General features: G+C 71.0%; 21 protein-coding genes. 9 read left to right on the top strand and 12 right to left on the bottom strand.

What is annotated here, in order from left to right; translation table 11 throughout:
* Positions 1 to 270: 270 nt before the first annotated feature.
* From OG2516_RS18065 to OG2516_RS18050, 4 genes are all read right to left on the bottom strand, one after another.
* A complete protein-coding gene (locus OG2516_RS18065) occupies positions 271 to 1,041 on the bottom strand; it encodes an SDR family oxidoreductase (protein ID WP_007257266.1) in 771 nt (256 codons plus the stop codon).
* A 144-nt stretch (positions 1,042 to 1,185) separates the two neighbouring features.
* On the bottom strand, positions 1,186 to 1,986 hold the full coding sequence (locus OG2516_RS18060; RefSeq protein WP_007257265.1) for an aldose epimerase family protein: 801 nt from the start codon (positions 1,984 to 1,986) through the stop codon (positions 1,186 to 1,188).
* Positions 1,987 to 2,032: 46 nt separating this feature from the next.
* A complete protein-coding gene (locus tag OG2516_RS18055; protein WP_007257264.1) occupies positions 2,033 to 3,043 on the bottom strand; it encodes a LacI family DNA-binding transcriptional regulator in 1,011 nt (336 codons plus the stop codon).
* 52 nt (positions 3,044 to 3,095) lie between these two features.
* Positions 3,096 to 3,923: an aldo/keto reductase gene (locus tag OG2516_RS18050; protein WP_007257263.1), complete on the bottom strand. Its 828-nt coding sequence runs from the start codon at positions 3,921 to 3,923 to the stop codon at positions 3,096 to 3,098.
* A gap of 173 nt (positions 3,924 to 4,096) precedes the next feature.
* Here OG2516_RS18050 and OG2516_RS18045 point away from each other — a divergent pair, with 173 nt between their 5' ends.
* The 8 genes from OG2516_RS18045 to OG2516_RS19810 all read left to right on the top strand — a co-directional run bounded on the left by OG2516_RS18045 (position 4,097) and on the right by OG2516_RS19810 (position 10,755).
* Complete coding sequence (locus OG2516_RS18045; protein ID WP_007257262.1) at positions 4,097 to 4,987, top strand: carbohydrate ABC transporter permease; 891 nt, start codon at positions 4,097 to 4,099, stop codon at positions 4,985 to 4,987.
* The gene (locus OG2516_RS18040; protein ID WP_007257261.1) at positions 4,984 to 5,922 is read left to right on the top strand and encodes a carbohydrate ABC transporter permease; all 939 of its coding nucleotides are present in this window, start codon (positions 4,984 to 4,986) and stop codon (positions 5,920 to 5,922) included. The genes OG2516_RS18045 and OG2516_RS18040 overlap by 4 nt, the downstream gene beginning before the upstream one ends.
* 5 nt (positions 5,923 to 5,927) lie before the next feature.
* Positions 5,928 to 7,028, top strand: a complete 1,101-nt coding sequence (locus OG2516_RS18035) for an ABC transporter ATP-binding protein (protein WP_007257260.1) — start codon at positions 5,928 to 5,930, stop codon at positions 7,026 to 7,028.
* Between the two features lie 23 nt (positions 7,029 to 7,051).
* Complete coding sequence (locus OG2516_RS18030) at positions 7,052 to 8,299, top strand: ABC transporter substrate-binding protein (RefSeq protein ID WP_007257259.1); 1,248 nt, start codon at positions 7,052 to 7,054, stop codon at positions 8,297 to 8,299.
* A gap of 132 nt (positions 8,300 to 8,431) precedes the next feature.
* A complete protein-coding gene (locus OG2516_RS18025; RefSeq protein ID WP_007257258.1) occupies positions 8,432 to 8,923 on the top strand; it encodes a VOC family protein in 492 nt (163 codons plus the stop codon).
* Positions 8,920 to 9,687, top strand: coding sequence for a sugar phosphate isomerase/epimerase family protein (locus tag OG2516_RS18020; protein WP_007257257.1), 768 nt, complete (start codon positions 8,920 to 8,922; stop codon positions 9,685 to 9,687). The genes OG2516_RS18025 and OG2516_RS18020 overlap by 4 nt, the downstream gene beginning before the upstream one ends.
* Before the next feature lie 3 nt (positions 9,688 to 9,690).
* Positions 9,691 to 10,236: a cupin domain-containing protein gene (locus tag OG2516_RS18015; RefSeq protein ID WP_007257256.1), complete on the top strand. Its 546-nt coding sequence runs from the start codon at positions 9,691 to 9,693 to the stop codon at positions 10,234 to 10,236.
* Positions 10,237 to 10,269: 33 nt separating this feature from the next.
* Complete coding sequence (locus OG2516_RS19810) at positions 10,270 to 10,755, top strand: substrate-binding domain-containing protein (protein WP_083788649.1); 486 nt, start codon at positions 10,270 to 10,272, stop codon at positions 10,753 to 10,755.
* Here the strand turns inward: OG2516_RS19810 and OG2516_RS20105 are convergent.
* The 8 genes from OG2516_RS20105 to OG2516_RS17975 all read right to left on the bottom strand — a co-directional run bounded on the left by OG2516_RS20105 (position 10,638) and on the right by OG2516_RS17975 (position 18,143).
* The gene (locus OG2516_RS20105; RefSeq protein WP_007257254.1) at positions 10,638 to 11,360 is read right to left on the bottom strand and encodes an SH3 domain-containing protein; all 723 of its coding nucleotides are present in this window, start codon (positions 11,358 to 11,360) and stop codon (positions 10,638 to 10,640) included. The genes OG2516_RS19810 and OG2516_RS20105 overlap by 118 nt on opposite strands.
* 109 nt (positions 11,361 to 11,469) lie before the next feature.
* Positions 11,470 to 12,852 (bottom strand): aspartate aminotransferase family protein, encoded by a 1,383-nt coding sequence (locus OG2516_RS18005; protein WP_007257253.1) that lies wholly within the window; start codon positions 12,850 to 12,852, stop codon positions 11,470 to 11,472.
* A 51-nt stretch (positions 12,853 to 12,903) separates the two neighbouring features.
* On the bottom strand, positions 12,904 to 13,869 hold the full coding sequence (speB, locus tag OG2516_RS18000) for an agmatinase (RefSeq protein ID WP_007257252.1): 966 nt from the start codon (positions 13,867 to 13,869) through the stop codon (positions 12,904 to 12,906).
* A gap of 26 nt (positions 13,870 to 13,895) precedes the next feature.
* A complete protein-coding gene (locus tag OG2516_RS17995; RefSeq protein ID WP_007257251.1) occupies positions 13,896 to 15,203 on the bottom strand; it encodes an NAD(P)/FAD-dependent oxidoreductase in 1,308 nt (435 codons plus the stop codon).
* A complete protein-coding gene (locus OG2516_RS17990; RefSeq protein WP_007257250.1) occupies positions 15,203 to 16,549 on the bottom strand; it encodes a glutamine synthetase family protein in 1,347 nt (448 codons plus the stop codon). Before OG2516_RS17990 ends, OG2516_RS17995 begins: the two co-directional genes overlap by 1 nt.
* A 60-nt stretch (positions 16,550 to 16,609) precedes the next feature.
* A complete protein-coding gene (locus tag OG2516_RS17985; protein WP_007257249.1) occupies positions 16,610 to 16,963 on the bottom strand; it encodes a type II toxin-antitoxin system RelE/ParE family toxin in 354 nt (117 codons plus the stop codon).
* The gene (locus OG2516_RS17980; protein WP_007257248.1) at positions 16,947 to 17,222 is read right to left on the bottom strand and encodes a ribbon-helix-helix domain-containing protein; all 276 of its coding nucleotides are present in this window, start codon (positions 17,220 to 17,222) and stop codon (positions 16,947 to 16,949) included. Before OG2516_RS17980 ends, OG2516_RS17985 begins: the two co-directional genes overlap by 17 nt.
* Before the next feature lie 99 nt (positions 17,223 to 17,321).
* Entirely contained in the window at positions 17,322 to 18,143 is an 822-nt protein-coding gene (locus OG2516_RS17975; protein WP_007257247.1) for a phytanoyl-CoA dioxygenase family protein, read from the bottom strand.
* A 93-nt stretch (positions 18,144 to 18,236) separates the two neighbouring features.
* On the opposite strand from OG2516_RS17975, the gene OG2516_RS17970 reads away from it, so the two are divergent.
* The coding region (locus OG2516_RS17970) for a LysR family transcriptional regulator (protein ID WP_007257246.1) at positions 18,237 to 19,136 on the top strand (900 nt) is incomplete at its 3' end.

Raw genomic sequence — 19,136 nt, 5'->3', positions numbered from 1 at the left:
CGGAAGAACCCCGGCCAAATTGCCTGCTGCAGCCATGGTGCCTGCGAGGCTTCGCCAGCTCTCTTGCCTGGCGAGGACGATTTCATAGGCGGCGGGGTTGGGGTTGCTCAGCGGCATCGCCTTCACCGGCTACCGCGATCGCCGCTGTAGTGGCGACAATGGTCCCTGCCGGTGGAAGAGCTGGCGCTCCGTGTGTCGGGCAGGATTGCGCCCGGGCCGCCGCGGGGGACCAGCGCGAGGCTGCCGGAAAGCCGCCGGCACGCCGCGTCGTCAGCGGCCCATCCAGCCGCCGTCGACGACGAGGATCTCGCCGTTCACGTAGTCCGAGGCGGCGGAGGCGAGGAAGATCGCGGGGCCCGCGAAGTCTGCGGGCCTGCCCCAGCGGCCGGCGGGGATGCGCTCGAGGATCGACCGCGACCGCGCGGGATCGTCCTGCAGGGCCCGGGTGTTGTCGGTGGCGACGTAGCCCGGCGCGATGGCATTGACGTTGACGCCCTTGCCCGCCCACTCGTTGGCCAGCGCCTTGGTCAGCTGGCCGATGCCGCCCTTGGAGGCGGCGTAGCCGGGCACGGTGATCCCGCCCTGGAAGGTCAGCAGCGAAGCGGTGAAGATGATCTTGCCCGACCCGCGCGCCACCATCTGCCGGCCGATCTCGCGGCTGAGGACGAACTGGGCGGAGAGGTTGGTCTCGATCACCTCGTCCCAGAGCGCGTCCTCGTGCTCGGCCGCCGGCTTGCGGCGGATGGTGCCGGCGTTGTTGACGAGGATGTCGGGGACGATGCCGTCGGCCTCGAGCCGGGCGATGAAGGCGCCGAGGGCGGCGCGGTCGGAGAAGTCGCAGGCATAGCCGCGGAAGGACCGGCCGAGGGCTTCGACCGCCTGCCCCACGGCGCTGCCCTCCTCCTCAAGCGTCGCGCTGACGCCGACGATATCGGCGCCCGCGCCCGCCAGCGCCTCGGCCATGCTCCGGCCGATGCCGCGCTTGGCGCCGGTGACGAGGGCGGTCTTGCCGGTCAGGTCGAACATGGTCAGGTCGGTCATGCCGTCTCTCCTGCCTCCCGCGAGCTGATGTCGGTGCTGGACTTGTCGGCGTCGACGGCGCCGGATGCAACCGGCTCGTTGGCCGTCCCGTGCCCGGGGCTTCATCAAGCTGCCCGCCGGTCAGCGAAAAACTGGCGCCCCGGATCAAGGCGCGTTTCGCGCGCCCGCAGCAAGCCGGATGGCGACGCGCCAGCGCCGGGTCGCCCCCGGCGTCAGGGTCTCGGTGTCGTCCCCGGCCGCGATGAGGTGATCGGCGGGGGCGGTGGTCGGCTCCAGCGCGAGCTGGTGAACCGGGTCCTCCTCCGGCCAGCCGCCGAAATCGAGCCAGAGGCCGAAATGCCCGATCTGATCGCCGTGCCATTCGAACCGGATGCTGCCCTCCGGACCCGCGAGCGTCGCCGCCGCCGGGCCCTCGACCGGCCCGTATGTCTTGAGCACCGTCCCGTCGCGGGCGACGCGGGTCGGCACGTCCGTCCGCTGCAACGGTCCGATCCCCTCCAGCGCCAGCCGATCGCCGGGTCGCGCATCCAGCAGGCAATGCTGGCTCCACATCCAGTCCAGCGGCACCTCGGCCGTGTTGGTGACGGCGTAGTCGGCAAGCACGCGGTCGCCCGACAGCGTCAGCCGCCGGTCGAAGCTGTAGCCGTCGCCGTCGTAGCCCAGCCAGCCCTCGCCGCGCGCGCTCCACGGCCGACCCCAGAGGTCGCCGTGGTCCCGCAACCGGCCTCGGACCGGGTGCGTGCAGGGCGCGACCGTCGGGAAGCACTCGTCCCAGCCCCGCGCTTCCGCCCCACGGTAGCTCGCCGCGTCGGACACATCGCCGACGGCCGGCCCCTGCACCAGCCATTCCCGGCCCGTGCGCAGATCGCGAAGGGATGTCACCCGCGCGCCGAAGGCCGGATCCACCTCCAGCAGGATGATGTCGTTTTGAAGGGTGATGGTCATGTGGTGCCTCGGATGGAGCGCCTTTGGCAGTCGGGATCGTCGCCGATCAGGTCCGGGCGGCGGTGCTCTGGCGGACGACGAGGTGGGGGCGGATGCGGACGGGGGTGTCGTCGTCGGGCGTGGCCTCGTTCTCGATGCGGCGCACGAGGCGCTGCACGGCGATCTCGGCGACCTGGTCGACGGGATAGTCCACCGTCGTCAGCGGGATCGCGGCGAAGGCGCCGGCCTCGACGTTGTCGAACCCGACGAGCGCGAGGTCGTCGGGCACCGCGACGCCGTTGAGCTGGCACCAGCGCAACGCTCCGATGGCGAGCGGGTCGTTGTCGACGAACAGCGCCGTCGGCTTCGGCCCCGGCCGCGCCATGAGCCTGGCGACGGCCTCGAAGCCGTGGCTGGCGCTGTTGCCGAGCGGATCGACGACGAGGGCGTCGTCGTAGGCGATCCCGGCGGCGGCGAGGGCGTCGGCGTAGCCCTGCTGCTTCTGGCGGTTGCCGTGCATCTCGGTGCTCGACATCAGCCCGATCCGGCGGTGGCCGATCTCGATCAGGTGGCGCACCGCGGCCTCGGCGCCGTGGCGCTCGTCGATGCACACGAGGTCGAGCGGCGTGTCGTCCGGCCCCGCCAGCAGCACGACGGGGGTGCCGGCGTCGCGCAGCCGCGCCACCTCGTCGAGCGCGTCGTGGCTGTTGGGATAGACGAGCATCCCGTCCACCTGCCGCGCCCGGAACGTCGCGAGCGCGCGGCTCTCCTCCTCCTGGTCGCCGTTGGAGGCGGCGAGGAGGGTGACGTAGCCGTGCTTCTTCAGCGTCAGCTCGACCGAGCGCGCCACCTGGGTCAGGACCGGGCTGGTGACGTCGGTGAGCAGCAGCCCGATGGTCATGGTGCGCCGCGAGATCAGCGACTTGGCGGCGTGGTTGGGGGTGTAGTCGAGCGCGCCGGCGGCGTCCTCGACCTTCCGGCGGGTGTCGCTGGAGATCCGGCGGCTGCCGCGCAGCGCCAGCGACACGGTGTTGACCGAGAGGCCGGTGCGGGCGGCGATGTCCTTCAGGGTGGCCACGGCATGTCCTCGTCAGGCTGCGCGAGCTGTTTCGCGCCGGTGCGCGGGCCGGTCAATCCCATGCCGGCCCCCAGTCGGGATCGATCGAGCGCCGGCCGCGGTTGAGAGCGTCGATCTCGGCGAGCTCCCCGGGCGACAGGTCGAGCTGCTGCGCCTGCCAGTTGCCGCGGATGTGCTCGGGGCGCGAGGAGGTGGGGATCGCGGCGTAGCCCTGCGCCAGCTCCCAGGCCAGCGCGACCTGCTCGGGCGTCGCGCCGTGGCGGGCGGCGATGCGGGCGATGACCGGATCGCCGCCGAGCCGCCCCTGCGCGATCGGCTGGTAGCAGGTGACGCGGATGCCCGCGCCCATGCAGTGGTCGGCGAGCGTGCGGTTGCGGAACCACGGGTTGAGCTCGACCTGGTTGGTCAGGATCGGCACGTCGCCGAGCAGCGCGCGGGCCTCCGTCAGCAGCGCGACGGGGAAGTTCGACACGCCCACATGCCGCGTCAGCCCCTGCGCGCGGGCCTCGGCGAGCTGGGGGATGTAGTCCGACAGCGGCCGCTCGCCGTTCGGGGCCGGCCAGTGGATCAGCACCAGGTCGGCGCGATCGAGGCCCATCGTCTCGAGGCTGCGCGCGACGGACGGCACGAGATCGCCGGGGCCGAAGTTCGCCGGGCGGACCTTGGTCGTCACGAACAGCGCCTCGCGCGGCAGCCCCGCGCGGCGAATCGCTTCGCCGACCTCGGCCTCGGTGTCGTAATCCTGCGCGGTGTCGAGGTGGCGGTAGCCGGTCTCGAGGGCGCAGAGGATCGCCGAGATCCCGTCCTCGCCCTGCCGCCCGTAGGTGCCGAAGCCCAGCCCCGGCATGATCTCCGGCTGCGCATCCCGTTGCAGTTCCATGGTTTCTCTCCCCTCTCCCCCGCCATCCCCGGCGGTCATGTTCAAAGTGTCTTGACGCCTGCGGTCGCTCTGGTCAGTATTAACGTTAATACACGCCAGCACAAGCCGCTCCCGGCGGCGGCCGGCGACCGGAGGAAGCGCCTGGGGAGGGCGCTTCGGGAGGAGGAAAAACGATGAGCATCCGCTGGACGCGGATTGCCCCGCAGATCGCGCTGACGCCCGCCCTGGCGGTGACGTTGGTGGCCTTCATCGGGTCGATCTTCTGGACCATCTACCTGTCGTTCACCCGCTCGCGCCGGGTGCCCGACTACGCCATCGACTGGAGCGAGTGGGGCCGCCAATACGCCCGCCTGGCCCAGGACGCGGGCTGGTCGACGGCGCTGTGGAACCTCATCACCCTCGGCGTCGGCTCGGGGCTCGCCATCGTCTTCGGCTTCGTCCTCGCCGCGATGATCGACCGCGAGAAGCGCGGCGAGAGCTTCTTCCGCACCGTGTTCCTCTACCCGCTCGCCGTGTCGCTGATCGTCACCGGCGTCGCCTGGCGCTGGATCCTGAACCCGACGATGGGGCTCGAGGCGACGCTGCACCGGATCGGCTTCGAGAACGTCGACTTCAACTGGCTCGCCCAGGGCGACACCGCGATGTACGCGATCATCCTCGCCTCGATCTGGCAGAGCTCGGGCTTCTACATGGCGCTGATGATCGCCGGGCTGAAGTCGATCAACTCCGAGATCTGGTCCGCCGCCCGCCTCGACGGGGTGAGCCTCTGGCGGCTCTACATCGAGATCATCATCCCGATGATGAAGTTCACCTTCCTGACCTGCGCGATCCTGCTCTCGCTCGGCGTCATCAAGGCCTACGACATCGTCCTCGCCATGACCAACGGCGGTCCCGGTCAGTCCACCTGGGTGCCCGCCTACTTCGTCATCAACGCCCTGAGCCAGAAGCAGAATCTCGGCTACGCCTCGGCCGCGGCGGTGATGATGCTGCTGATCACCCTCGCCGTGTTCCTGCCGCTGGTGCTGCTGACGGCGTGGCAGAACCGCCGGAGGGCCGCGCAATGACCGATCTCACCGTCACCGAGGCCGCTGCCGGCGCCACCGCGCTCAAGCGTCGCCGCCCCGCCGCCCGCACCCGCCGCCGCCACCGGGGCCTGAACGGCCGCTCGCTCGCGGTGCTGGTCTTCCTGACCATGTGCGCGCTGTTCTTCTGCGTCCCGCTCTACGTGGTGCTCACCACCTCGCTGAAGACGATGGAGGAGATCCGGCAGGGCCAGATCTTCGCGCTGCCCGACACCTGGACCCTCGAGGCCTGGCGCTTCGCCTGGAACGAGGCCTGCTCCGGCATCACCTGCGAGGGACTGAAGGTCGGCTTCTGGAACTCGGTGCGCATCCTAGTGCCGTCGCTGATCCTGTCGATCAGCCTCGCCATGGTCACCGGCTACGCGCTGGCGCTGTGGGAGGTGAAGTGGGCCGGCACCTTCCTCTTCCTGCTGTTCCTCTGCGCCTTCGTGCCGCTGCAGATCATCATGTTCCCGCTGATCGCGATCACCCGCTCGATGGGGGTCTACGGCACCATCCTCGGCGTCGCGGTGGTCCACGCGGTGATGTCGATGCCGGTGCTGACGCTGATCTTCCGCAATTACTACAAGGACATCCCCGCCGAGATCATGAACGCCGCGATCATGGACTCCGGCAGCTTCTGGCGGATCTTCGGCGAGATCATCCTGCCAATGTCGGGCAACATCCTGATTGTGGTGCTGATCCTGCAGATCACCAACGTCTGGAACGACTACCTGATCGGCGTGACCTTCGGCGGCTACAACACCCAGCCGATGACGGTGAACCTCGCCAACATGGTGACCGTCTCCACCGGCACCGCCTCCTACAACGTCGACATGGCCGCCGCGCTGCTGACCGCGATCCCGCCGCTCGTCGTCTACTTCCTCGTCGGAAAATTCTTCGTCGCCGGCATCACCGCCGGCGCCATCAAGGGATAACGACCATGCCCAGCGTCCACTTCGAACACATCGTCAAGGCCTACGGCGCGGTCACCGTGCTCGACGACCTCAACCTCTCGGTCGACGACGGCGACTTCCTGGTGCTGCTCGGCCCGTCGGGCTGCGGCAAGACCACCCTGCTCAACATGCTCGCCGGCCTCACCGACGTCACCGACGGGCGGATCATGATCGGCGAGCGCGACGTCACCGACCTCGACCCGAAGGACCGGGGGCTGGCGATGGTGTTCCAGTCCTACGCGCTCTACCCGACCAAGACGGTGCGCGGGAACCTCAAGTTCGGGCTGTCGGCGGCGAAGCTGCCGCGCGAGGAGGTCCGGCGGCGGGTCGAGTGGGCGGCGCAGGTGCTGCAGATCGAGCCGCTGATGGACCGCCGGCCGAGCCAGCTCTCGGGCGGCCAGCGCCAGCGCGTCGCGATCGGCCGGGCGCTGGTCAAGCACGCCGACGTGCTGCTCTTCGACGAGCCGCTCTCCAACCTCGACGCCAAGCTGCGCACCGAGATGCGGCTCGAGATCAAGCGGCTGCACGACGAGCTCAACCCCACGGTCGTCTACGTCACCCATGACCAGATCGAGGCGATGACGATGGCGACCAAGATCGCGGTGATGAACGGCGGGGTGATCCAGCAATTCGGCACGCCCGACGAGATCTACGAGACCCCCGCCAACCTGTTCGTCGCGAGCTTCATCGGCGCCCCGGCGATGAACCTCAAGGCCGCCCGGGTGACCAAGCGCGACGGCCGCGTCGCCGGGGTCTTCGACGGCGGCCAGACCATCGCGCTCGACGATTACCGCTTTCGCGCCACCCCCGAGGAGGGCCGGCCGATCGTCGTCGGGATGCGCCCCGAGCACTTCGCCCCGCCCGGCGCGCCGCTCGACGCCGCCGCCGCGACGCTGGACTTGCCGCTGCAGCACACCGAGCGCACCGGCTCCGACGCCACCGGCTACCTGAAGTTCGACGACGGCCTGCTGGCCCTGCGCGTCGAGCCCGGCCACGCCGCCCGCCTGCGCGCCGGCGAGACCGTCCGCGTCGGCTTTCCGCGCGGCAAGGCCAACCTGTTCGACGCCGCCTCGGGCGAGCGTCTGTGAGATCATCAGAGGAGGAGAAACTGATGCCTATCGCGATCCGCAAGAGCGGCGCCATCCTGGCCCTTCTGTCCGGCACCGCCGCGACCGGGGTGGCCGCCGAGGACGTCATCGTCTTTCACAACTGGTCCTCGGGCCCGGAAGTGGCGGCGCTCAACATCCTGAAGGAGGATTTCGAGTCCAAGGGCCATGCCTGGACCGACATCGCCATCCCGCACGACACCGGCTCCAACGTCAGCCTGCTGAACCTGGTCACCGGGGGCAACCCGCCCAACGTGTTCCTCGAGTCGAGCCCCGGCTTCTATCGCGACCTCGCCGACATGGGCCTGGCCCGGCCGCTGACCGACTGGTACGAGGCGAACGGCTATCCCGAGCACCTGCCGGCCTCGGTGCTGTCCTCGATCACCGTCGACGGCGAGATCATGAAGGTGCCGACCGCGATCCACATCGACGGCATGGTCTACTACAACATGGACGTCGCCGAGGAGGTCGGGGTCGACCCGACGAGCTGGACCTCGCTCGAGGACATGTTCGCCTCGTTCGACGCGGTGCGCGAGGCCGGCAAGGTGCCGCTCGCCATCGGCGCCCAGCAATGGCAGATCGGCTACCTCACCCACGCGCTCGCCGCGGCGGTCGCCGGCCCGGACTTCTTCAACGCCATCTACGGCGGCGAGGTCGATCCGGCGGTGATCGACAGCGCCGAGATGCGCGAGCTTCTCGACTGGCTGCGCCGCTTTCAGGAGGCCGCCGACGAGGGCGCGGTGAACCGCGACTGGAACGTCACCACCAACATGGTGATCACCGGCGACGCGCTGATGCAGATCCACGGCGACTGGATGAAGGGCGAATGGCTCGCCGCCGGCAAGGTCGCGGGCGAGGATTTCGGCTGCATCCAGATCCCCGGCGCCGAGGCGGTGTCGGTGACCGTGGACAGCTGGGGCCTGCTCGGCGACCAGTCCGAGACCATGGACCAGGCCGAGCTCGACTTCGCCGCCACCGTGCTCGACCCGGCGGTGCAGGCGCGCTTCGCCGCCGCCAAGGGCTCGACCCCGGTGCGGCTCGACGCCACCGGCGACATCGACGCCTGCAGCCAGGAGGTGCTGGCGATCCTCGAGGACGCCGAGCACCAGGTCGCCAACCCGCACAGCCAGGTCGACGCCGACTGGCAGTCCTCGCTCTGGGACGTGCTGTTCAACTACTGGTCCGACCCGTCGATGACCGCCGACGAGGCGATCGAGCAGATGACGTCGAACTACGATCTGATCCTCGGCTGACACGCCCGGATCGGTGTCGGGCGGCCCGTTCCTCCCTGCGGGCCGCCCCCTTTCTCTCCCACCCCGCCGCGGTGCCCGCCCGGTGCACGGATCGTGCACGCCCGGTGCCGCCGCCCAGACAGGACGATGCCCATGGATTCCCGACTGCTCGACAAGGACGAGGTGATGCAGATCTGCTTCGTCACCCACGACGCCGAGGCCTCCGCCCGCTGGTTCGCCGACCTCACCGGCAAGCCGATGCCCGCCGAGGGCCGCGCCGCCGATCCCGACGAGGCCCAGGCGATCTACGACGGCCAGCCGGCCCGTGTCGGATGCACCATCCGGATGTTCGAGTTCGGCAACATCGACGTCGAATTCCTCCAGCCCGGCCCCGAGAAGAGCGCCTGGCGCGACCTGCTCGAGGAGAAGGGCCCGGGCTGCCACCACATCGCCTTCCGCACCCGCAACCTCACCAACCGCAACGCCTATCTCGAGGAGAAGGGCCACCGGCTGCTGCAGCGCGGCGAGTTCGACGGCGGCCACGGCCGCTACGCCTATTACGACACCGTCAAGGATCTCGGCGTGATGATCGAGCTGCTCGAGTTCGACGCCGACAAGGAGCCGCAGGGGCAGGCCGCCGAATGACCTACCCCGTCGCCTACCAGCTCTATTCCTCGCGCAACTTCCCGCCGCTCGAGGCCCAGCTCCCCGAGCTGCGCGCCATGGGCTACGACGCGATCGAGCCCTGGCTGCCGGCCTACGAGGCCGACCCCGCCGCCTTTCGCCGCGCCCTCGACGAGGCCGGGCTCAAGTGCTTCGGCTTCCACATGCCGCTCGACGGGCTCGCCCGCGCGCCCGACCGCTTCGTCGAGGTCGCCCAGACCCTCGGCGCGCAGGTGCTGATCCCGCCCTTCGTCCCCGAGGAAGAGCGCCAGGACAGCGCCGGCTACTGGGCCGGCATCGGCGAGACCCTCGCCCGGGGCGCCGAGGCCGCGGGCCGGCACGGGCTCACCGTCGCATGGCACAACCACGATTTCGAGTACCGCGCGCTGCCCGACGGCACCCGACCGATCGACCACATCCTCGGCGCCGACCCGGCGGTGAAGTTCGAGATCGATTGCGGCTGGATCGTGCGCGGCGGCGCCGACCCGGCGGCGGAGCTCGCGCGCTACGCCGACCAGATCGTCGCGATCCAGCTCAAGGACACCGCCGGCCCCGAGGGCCGGGACACCGAGGACGGCTGGCGCGCCACAGGCGACGGCGTCATCGACTGGGCCGCGCTCGCGCCGCTGATGGAAAAGACCCAGGCGACGCACATCGTCGCCGAGCACGACAACCCCGCCGACTGGCGCGCCTTCGCCAGCCGGTCCCTCCATCACATGCGCCAGATCGGCCTCGCCGGGAGCTGAACCATGCCCGAAGAATACACCTCCCGCCCCGCCGGGCGGCTGCCCAACAGCCGCTTCCCCCTGCTGATCCACCGCGCCGGCATTCCCGGCGGCGGCGCCGACGCCGTGCGCGAGAGGTTCCGCGCCCACGGCTGGCTCAACAACTGGGAATACCCCGGCATCTACGACTACGCCCACTTCCACTCGACCACCCACGAATGCCTCGGCGTCGCGGTCGGCCGGATGGAGCTCGAGCTGTTCGGCGCGGGCGGCACCCGCGTCGAGCTTTCGGCGGGCGACGTGGTGGTGATGCCGGCGGGCGTGTCGCACGCGATGGTGGGCGGCTCCGACGACGTGCTGGTGGTCGGCGGCTACCCCGACGGGCGCGACTGGGACAACATGCGCGAGGACCTGATCGACGACCTCGCCGCACGCGAGGCCGCCAAGCGGATCATGATGCTCCCGATCCCCGCCCGCGATCCGGTCACCGGCGGCGCACTGCAGGCGTGGATCGACGCGCCGTCCTCCGTCGACGCGGGGCTGAACGACTTCCGCGACGGCCTCGGCTGACGCCCCGCCGAGAGCCGGCGCCGCTCATCCCAGCTGCAGGACCAGCACGTCGCGCCCGGCGACGGAAACCCGGCCCTCCGCCCCGGCCTCGCCGCCTTCTTCTGCGCCATCGACGGGCTCGCGCTGACCGTCGTCACCGAGCTGATGTCGCGCGGCTGGTCGATCCCCCGCGACGTCTCCGCGGTCGGCTTCGGCGACTACAGCGCCGCCCGCCAGATCCGCCCCTCCCTCACCACGATCCGCGTCCACGGCCACGACATCGGCCGCAGCATCGTGCAGCTCTTGCACAACCGCCTGTACGACGGCGGCATGTCGCGCGAGCCGATCCGCTTCCAGATCGTCAACGAGTTCGTCCTGCGCGGCACCACCGGCTCCGCCCCGATGGGGCCGCCGGCTAGCGCCTACTCGACCACCGCCCCGCTGTCGTGGACGATCCGGAAGATGCGGATCGCGCCGCCCTGGTCGGGATCGGGGCGGAGGTGGACCTCGGCCCGGCGGGGCTGGCCGAAATTCTCGTAGGTGACGATGACCGTCGCCATCCCCTGGATCACCGGCGGATCGGCGAAGCGCACCGCGACGTTGGCGAGGTCGGCGTCCTGCGCATCGAGGATCGGGTGCGCGCCGCGGTTGGCGAGGCCGGGGACGGTATAGGACGAGAAGTAGGCCCGCATCGCCGCCGGGTCGTTGATGTCGAGGAAGGCGGCCTTGTGAAACAGGTTGCGCACCAGCGGCAGCGCGATGTCGTACGGCGCACCGACGCCGGCCGTGTCGCCGCCTGCGCCGCCGGCGGCGACGTCCTCCCCAAGGTAGCGCGCCGAGACCCAGCCCTGCCGGCCCGCGCCGCCGTCGACGAAGCACCAGCGCGGGGGCAGCGCCTCGCGATCGGCGGCGTCCAGGCGGACGTCCCTCGGCACGAACGGCACGCAGGCCCCGCGCGCGAGATGGCGCGCGTTGGGCGCGAGCTTGCCGAGGACGGCGTAGCCGGTGCCAGGCCCCATGCGGATGTTGAGCGTGTCGTTCGCGGGGACGTTCACCACCCGCCAGGCGTCGGGGCCGTCGGCCTCGGCGAGCGTCGCGGCGGGGGCGAGCGCGAGCGTCGCGGCGATGAGGAAGGGTTTCAGCACGTCGTCCTCCTGTAGTCCGTCTGCGGCAGGCCCATCTGATACCAGCCCGCGCCGCCAGCCAAGGGGCCGGCGGGCACAAATCCTCGCAGATTGCGCAGACGCGGCGCCGTCAGCCGAGCGCGCCGGCCTTCACCTTCTCGAGCGTCCGGTCGAGGATCCGGCCCATGCGGGCGACGATCTCGTCGACGTCGGCCTCGGTGACGATCAGCGGCGGGCAGAGGGCGAGGGTGTCGCCGACGTTGCGGATCACCATGCCCTCCTCGTGCGCTATCTCGAACGCCAGCGTCCCGACCTTGCCGACGGGGTCGAAGCTTTCGCGGGTGGCCTTGTCGCGCACCAGCTCCAGCCCGGCGATCAGCCCGGTGCCGCGCACCTCGCCGACGAGCTCGTGCCCCGCGAAGCGCCGCAGCCCTTCCTGCAGCCGCGCGCCCATGCGGGCGGCGTTGCCCATCAGGTCGCGCTCCTCGATGATCGCGAGGTTCTCCAGGCCAACGGCGGTGGCGACGGGGTGGCCCGAGCCGGTGAAGCCGTGGCCGAAGGTGCCGATCTTCGCCGAGTTGTCGGCGATGGCGTCGTAGATCTTCTCGCTGAAGATGACCGCCGCAAGCGGCATGTAGGACGAGGTCAGCTGTTTGGACGTCACCATGATGTCGGGCGTGAAGCCGTAGTGGGTGCAGCCGAACGGCGAGCCGAGCCGGCCGAAGCCGCAGATCACCTCGTCGGACACCAGCAGGATGTCGTGCTTGCGGCAGAGCGCCTCGATCCCGGGCCAGTAGCCCTCTGGCGGCGGCATGACGCCCCCGGCGGCCATCAGCGGCTCGCCGATGAAGGCGGCGATGGTCTCGGGGCCCTCGCGCTCGATCACCTCCTCGGCCTCGGCGAGCAGGCGGGCGGTGAAGTCGGCCTCGCTCTCGCCGTCCCGGCCGAAGCGGTAATGGTGCGGGCAGGTCAGGTGCGTCACCGGGATCACGGGGAGGTCGAAGTCGCGGTGGTTGGCCGGCAGCCCGGTCAGCGAGCCGGAGGCGACGGTGATGCCGTGGTAGCCCTTGGTGCGGGCGAGGAACTTCTTCTTTTCGGGCCGCCCGAGGGCGTTGTTCATGTACCAGACCATCTTGACGACGGTGTCGTTGGCCTCGGAGCCGGAATTGGTGAAGAACACCCGGTCGAGCCCCTCGGGCGTCATCTCCACCAGCTTCTCGCCGAGCCGGATCGCGGGCTCGTGCGCCTTGTGGGCGAAGCTGTGGTAGTAGGGCAGCGCCTCCATCTGGCGGCGCGCGGCCTCGACGAGGCGCGGCTCGGAGAAGCCGACGGCGACGGACCAGAGCCCGGCCAGCGCCTCGATGTAGGTCTTGCCCTGCGCGTCCTCGACGCGCACGCCGTCGCCGCGGCGCATGACCATCGGGCCGGCCTCCTCGTGGCGGCGGGCGTTGGTGTAGGGGTGCAGGGCGGTGGCGATGTCGGCGGCGCCGAGGGAATTGCTGAGCTTGGTCATGCGCCACTCTTGGTCGGAGTGGCGGCCTTGTTCAAGATGGATCGACGCCGCTCAGAGCCGCCCCACCGCCTTGCGCTGCGCCCCCTTCTCCTCGGCCAGCAGGCAGAGCCAGTCGTGGGCGACGGTGGCGGCGGCGATGGCGGTGACCTCGGCGTGGTCGTAGGGCGGCGAGACCTCGACGACATCCATGCCGACGAGCCGCAGCCCGGCCAGCCCGCGCACGAATTCCAGCCCCTGCCAGCTCGCCAGCCCGCCCGGCACCGGCGTGCCGGTGCCGGGGGCGCAGGCCGGGTCGAGCCCGTCGATGTCGAACGACAGGTAGACCGGCGCCTCCCCCGCCCGCGCCCGCACGATCTCGAGCGCGGCGTCGATGCCGTGGCGGTGGATCCACGGCGCGGTGAGGATCTCGAAGCCGTGGTCGCTGTCGTTGAAGGTCCTGAGCCCCACCTGCGTCGAGCGGGCCACGTCGACGATCCCCTCGGCGGCGGCGCGGGCGAACATCGTGCCGTGATCGAGCTGCGCGCCGTCGTCGGCCCAGGTGTCGCAATGGGCGTCGAACTGCACCAGCGCGACCGGCCCGTGGTGGCGGGCGTGGGCCCTGAGCAGGGGGTAGGAGATCGAGTGATCGCCCCCCAGCGTCAGCATCCGCGCGCCGGTGGCGAGGATCGCGTCGGCGTGGGCCTCGATGGAGGGCACCACGCCGGCGGGGTGGTGCGGGTCGATCATGCAGTCGCCCCAGTCCGTCACCGCGAGGTGCTCGAAGGGGTCGAAGCCGAACGGGAACGCCTTCAGCTCGGCCAGCTGCGTCGACGCCTCCCGGATCGCGCGCGGCCCGAGGCGGCAGCCGGGGCGGTTCGTCACCGCGCTGTCGAAGGGCACGCCCGAGACCACCACGTCGACGCCCTCGAGCTGGCGCGTGTAGCGGCGGCGCAGGAAGCTGAGCGCGCCGCCGTAGGTCATCTCGGGCCAGCGGCCCAGCAGGTCTTCGCGGCGAAACGCCTGATCCCCGGTCGTCATCTCTGCGGCTCCTTGGTTGTGCCGGCCTACAGGCCCAGCCGATCGCGCAGGCCGTACCACCAGCTGCCCATCACCGAATAGGGCACCCGCAGCGCCCGGCCGCCGGGGAACGGGATCCACGGCAGGCCGGCGAACACGTCGAAGCGGCTCGTGTCGCCGTGGATCGCCTCGGCGAGGATGCGCCCGAACGTGTGCGAGCCGGTGACGCCGTGGCCCGAGTAGCCGTGCGCGAAGTAGGTGTTCGCCCCGATCCGGCCCATCTGCGGCACGCGGCTGAACGACAGCGCGAAGTTGCCCGACCAGGCGTAGTCGATCCGCTTGTCCCTCAGCTGCGGAAACACCTTGTCCATGTTGCGCTTGAGCTTGGCCTTGATGTCGCGCGGATCGCTGCCGCCATAGACGGTGCCGCCGCCGAACAGCATCCGGCGGTCGCCCGACAGGCGGTAATAGTCGAGGATGTAGCGGATATCCTCGACACACTCGTCGCGCGGCAGCAGCTCGGCGGCGAGCGCCTCGTCCAGCGGCTCGGTCGCCATCATCTGCGTCGAGACCGGCATCACGCGCGGCGCCAGCTCGGGGACGACGCCGCCGAGATAGGCGTTGCCGCAGAGCACGAGCCGGTCGCAGGTGACGCTGCCCTGCGCCGTGTGCACCTGCGGCCGCGCGGCCTCGGTGTCGACGCGCACGACGGGCGAGTGCTCGTGGATCACCCCGCCGTGGCTCTCGAGCGCGGCGGCCTCGCCGAGCGCGAGGTTCAGCGGGTGCATGTGCCCGCCGGTCGTGTCGAGCAGGCCGCCGGCATAGAGGTCGCTGCGCACGTGCCCGCGCAGCGCGTCCCGGTCGAGCAGGACCTGGTTGTCGATCCCGTAGCCCTGCCACAGCTGCTGGCGCGCCTCGAGCTCGCGCATGTGCGCCGAGGTCAGCGCGGTGAAGATGTTGCCGGGCTTGAGGTCGCAGGCGATGCCGTAGCGCGCGACGCGCTCGCGGATGATCTCGCCGCCCTCCTGCACCAGCGAGGCGACGAAGCGCGCGGTGTCCTCGCCGTAGCGGCGCGCGATGGTCTGCAGCGAGGCGTTCAGCCCGTTGACGATCTGCCCGCCATTGCGCCCCGACGCGCCCCAGCCGACCTGCGCCCCCTCGATGACCGTGACCTCGTGCCCCTTCTCGGCCAGGTGCAGCGCGGTGGAGAGGCCCGAATAGCCCGCGCCGACGACGCAGACCTCCACCGCGCGCTCGCCCTGCAGCGGCGGGCGCGCGGGCGCGGGATTGGCGGAAGCCGCGTAGTAGGAGCCGGTGTGGCTGCCGTCGCCGGCATAGGAGACGGTGGCGCGCATCAGACGATCTCCAGGTAGCTGTGGAATTCCAGCCCCGTCACGTGGCGGTTGAAGCGCGCCTGTTCCTGCTTCTTGGCCTCCACGAACATCCGCTGCAGCCGCCGGGCGTAGATCTCGGGCACCAGCTTGCCCTGCTGGAAGGCGCGGATCGCGGTCGCCCAGTCGAGCGGCAGGTGCGGCAGGTCGAGGCTGTAGGCGTCGCCCTCGATCGGCTCGGGGGGCCGCCAGTCGCGCTCGATGCCCAGCAGCGCGCCGCCGAGGACGGAGGCGAGCACGAGGTAGGGATTGGCGTCCGCCCCCGCGACGCGGTGCTCGATCCGCCGCGCGCGGCTGTCGCCGCCGGGGATGCGGATCGCGGCGGTGCGGTTCTCGTAGCCCCAGGCCACGTTGGAGGGCGCGTGCGCCCCCGGCAGCAGCCGGCGGAAGCTGTTCTCGTGCGGCGCGAAGGTGAGCGCGTTCTCCTGGATCGTCTCGAGCAGCCCGGCCACGGCGGCCAGCATCATGTCGGTGCCCCTCGCGCCGCCGTCGTCGAACAGGTTCACCCCGTCGCGGTCCTCCAGCGAGAAATGGACGTGGAAGCCCGAGCCGGCCCGGTCGCCGTAGGGCTTGGCCATGAAGGTCGCCGCGAAGCCGTGCTGGCGGGCGATGCCGCGCACCAGCCGCTTGAACAGCAGCGCGTCGTCGGCGGCGCGCAGCGGGTCGGCGACGTGGCGCATGTTGACCTCGAACTGCCCCGCGCCGTTCTCCGAGATCGCGCTGTCGGCGGGGATGCCCTGGTTGCGGCAGGCGGCGTAGACGTCGTTGAGGAAGCCGTCGAAATGCTCGAGCTCGTCGAGGCAGAGCGCCCCGTCCGACATCAGCCGCTTGCCGGTGACGGGCGAGCGCGGCGGCGCGGGGAGATCGTCGGCCGGATCGAACAGGTAGAACTCCAGCTCGGTGGCGACGACCGGCGTCAGCCCCTTGGCGGCGTATCGCTCCACCACGTTGGCCAGCGCCCGGCGCGGATCGCCGAGGAACGGCGCGCCGCCCTCCTCCATCATCCACAAAGGCACCAGCGCGGTGGGCTTGCTCGTCCAGGTCATCGGCAGCACGCCGCGCCCGGTGGGGACGCAGATCCCGTCGGCGTCGCCGGTCTCGAAGACCATCACCGAGCCCTCGATGTCCTCGCCCCAGATATCGAGCCCGCAGATCGACAGCGGCATCCGCACCGCGCCGGCGAGCACGTTGTCGATCTGCTCCGCCGGGATGCGCTTGCCGCGCAGCACGCCGTTGAGATCGCAGACGCAGCCGAAGAGGTTCTCGAGCCCCGCCGCGTCCTCGGCGGTTAACGGACGATCGCCAATCATGTCGTTCCTGTCCTGATCCTTCACCAGACGTCTCCCATGCCGCTCGGGTTTGTGAAACCCTTATCCGCCCGCGCCCATGCGGCGGAACATCCGCGCGAGGTGGTCCTGCCCGCCGTGGAAGATGCCCTCGATGCGCACCGCCTCCCGCGCCGGATCGAGCGTGAACCAGTAGATCGCCCGCTCGATCGTCACGTGCCGGATCTCCGCGCCCCCCTCCAGCCCGTGCACCGTCCCGATGTGCGGCGCACGGGCGATGCGGGTCAGGTTCGCCAGGATCGCGCTCACGCTCCGCTCGGCCCGCCGCGCGGCCTCGGGGCGCGTCTCCCCGAAGGCGATGTGCGCCGCGGCGAGATGGTCGAACAGGCGGTCGAGATCGCGGACGGCCTCCGGCGCGAACTCAGTCGTCCAGCCCATAGAGCCGCCGCTTGTCCGCCAGCATGTCGTCGACCATCCCGCGGAACGTCTCGAGCGGCACGTGCGGCCCGTCCATCCGCTCGCGCATCATCGCGAGGAAGGCGGCGCGCTGCTCCTCGAACAGTTCGTCCTCCTGCCGCTTCGCCTCCAGCGCCTGCTGGATCACCGCGCTCGTGGACGCCGCGCGCCCCTCGGCCACCTGCCGGCGGGCGTAGGCGGCCTGCTGGTCGGAGATGGAGACGGAAATCTTGACGGTCATCGGCGGGCCCTCCCCCGTGCGGCGGTGCGACCTGGTGGCACCATGCCCCAAACTGGGGCAAGTCCGCACCGACATCAAGAGGGCCAGGAGGTCTGCCCGTCAGCCCGCCTTCGCCACCTGCGCCGACCGCTCGTGGATCACCGGGAACCAGTCCTCCCGCAGCACCTGCCCGGCCGCCATCCCGTGCCCCGGGAACGGCGGCGAGGTCGGCCCCGGGCGCTCGACGTAGCGCGCGTCGTCGCCCAGCAGCCGCAGCGAGAAGGCCCGGCGGCGCGCGGTGGTCTCGTTGCCGCGCGCGCCGTGCAGGGTCATGTAGTGGAACGCCACCGCGTCGCCGGGCTCCATCTCCCACTCGCGCACGTCCATCCCCTCGGCATCCGGATCGGGCACGGGGCGGTAATCCTCTTCGTTGGGATAGAAGCTCGTCTCGGCGAGCCAGCGCGTCGGCAGCACCGGCCTGTCCCAGCGGTGCGAACCGGCCACGCAGCGCAGCGACGCGCCGCGCACCGGGTCGAGCGGCGACCAGAAGCTCACTGTCTGCGTGCCCTCGACGAAGTAATAGGGCCCGTCCTGGTGCCACGGCGTCGGCTTCGACGTGCCCGGCTCCTTGACCAGCACGTGATCGTGGAACAGCTGCACCCGCTCCGAGCCCATCAGGTCGGCGGCGACGGCGGCGGCGGGCGAGGTGCGGATCACCTGCTCGAACTCGGGGATGCGCTGCCAGTTGCAGTAATCGTCGAAGAAGCGCCCGCCTTCGCCCGCCTTCAGGTTCTCGGCGGCATACTCGCCCGGCTCCTCCATGTTGCGCGCGATCCCGGCGCGCAGCGTGTCGAGATGGTCGGCGAACAGCCCCTTCACGAGCACGACCCCGTCGCGCTGGTAGGCGTCGATGTGGCCTTGAGTGAGCAGCGGATGCGTCATGGCGGTCTCCTTACGGTGGCAGCTTTGGCGGCGAGCCTAGCGCCGCCGCAGGCATAGCTTCCAATAATACCTCGCGAAGAGTAGATTTGGCCCATGCTATACCTCACGCTCCGCCAGTACGAGTACATCGCCGCCGTCGCCCGCGCCGGCAGCCTCGCGGCGGCGGCGCAGCAGATGAATGTCTCGCAGCCCTCCCTGTCGACGGCGCTCACGCAGGTCGAGGCGCGGCTCGGGCGGCGGCTGTTCCACCGGGGGCGCGGCCAGCCGGTCCGGCTCACCGCCACCGGCGAGGCCTACCTCGCCGAGATCGAGCGGATGCTCGCCCTCGCCCGGCGGCTCGAAGACCCCTCCGGCCTCGGCCCCGCCCCCGCCGAGCGGCTGACCCTCGGCCTGTTCGACGACCTCGCCCCGTTCCACCTCTGCCCGCTCGTCGCGGCCCTGCGCGAGGGCCTGCCCGGCGTCGAGATCCGCCACCGGACGGCCAACTTCGCAGAGCTCGCCCGCGAGGTGCTCGACGGGCGCGTCGAGCTGGCCCTCAGCTACGATCTCGGCCTCGACGGCAGCTTCGCGCGCACCCCCCTCTTCGGCGCCCGCCCCTGCGCCTTCCTGCCCGCGTCCGACCCCCTCGCCCGCCGCGCCGGGCTGACGCTGGCCGACCTCGCCGGCCGGCCGCTGATCCTGTTCGACGAGCCGCTCTCGGTGCGCCACGTCCTCGGCCTGTTCCGCCGCATCGGCGCGCGCCCCGAGGTGCGCCACCGGGTCGGCGCGCTCGAGCTGATGCGCAGCCTCGCCGCCTCGGGCGCCGGCGTCGGGATCAGCTACGCCGTCCCTCCCGGCGGCGCGACCTACGACGGCCAGACCCTCGCCGCCGTCCCGGTCACCGACGCCATCGCCGAGGAGCCCGTGGTGCTCGTCCAGAGCGCCATGGCCGACGAAAGCCCCCTCGTCGCCCGCGCCCGCGAGATCCTGACGGACCGGCTGGCCACCCGAGAG

The organism is Oceanicola granulosus HTCC2516 (assembly GCF_000153305.1).
GTDB lineage: Bacteria > Pseudomonadota > Alphaproteobacteria > Rhodobacterales > Rhodobacteraceae > Oceanicola > Oceanicola granulosus.
This window is presented reverse-complemented; position numbering and strand designations above follow the sequence as displayed.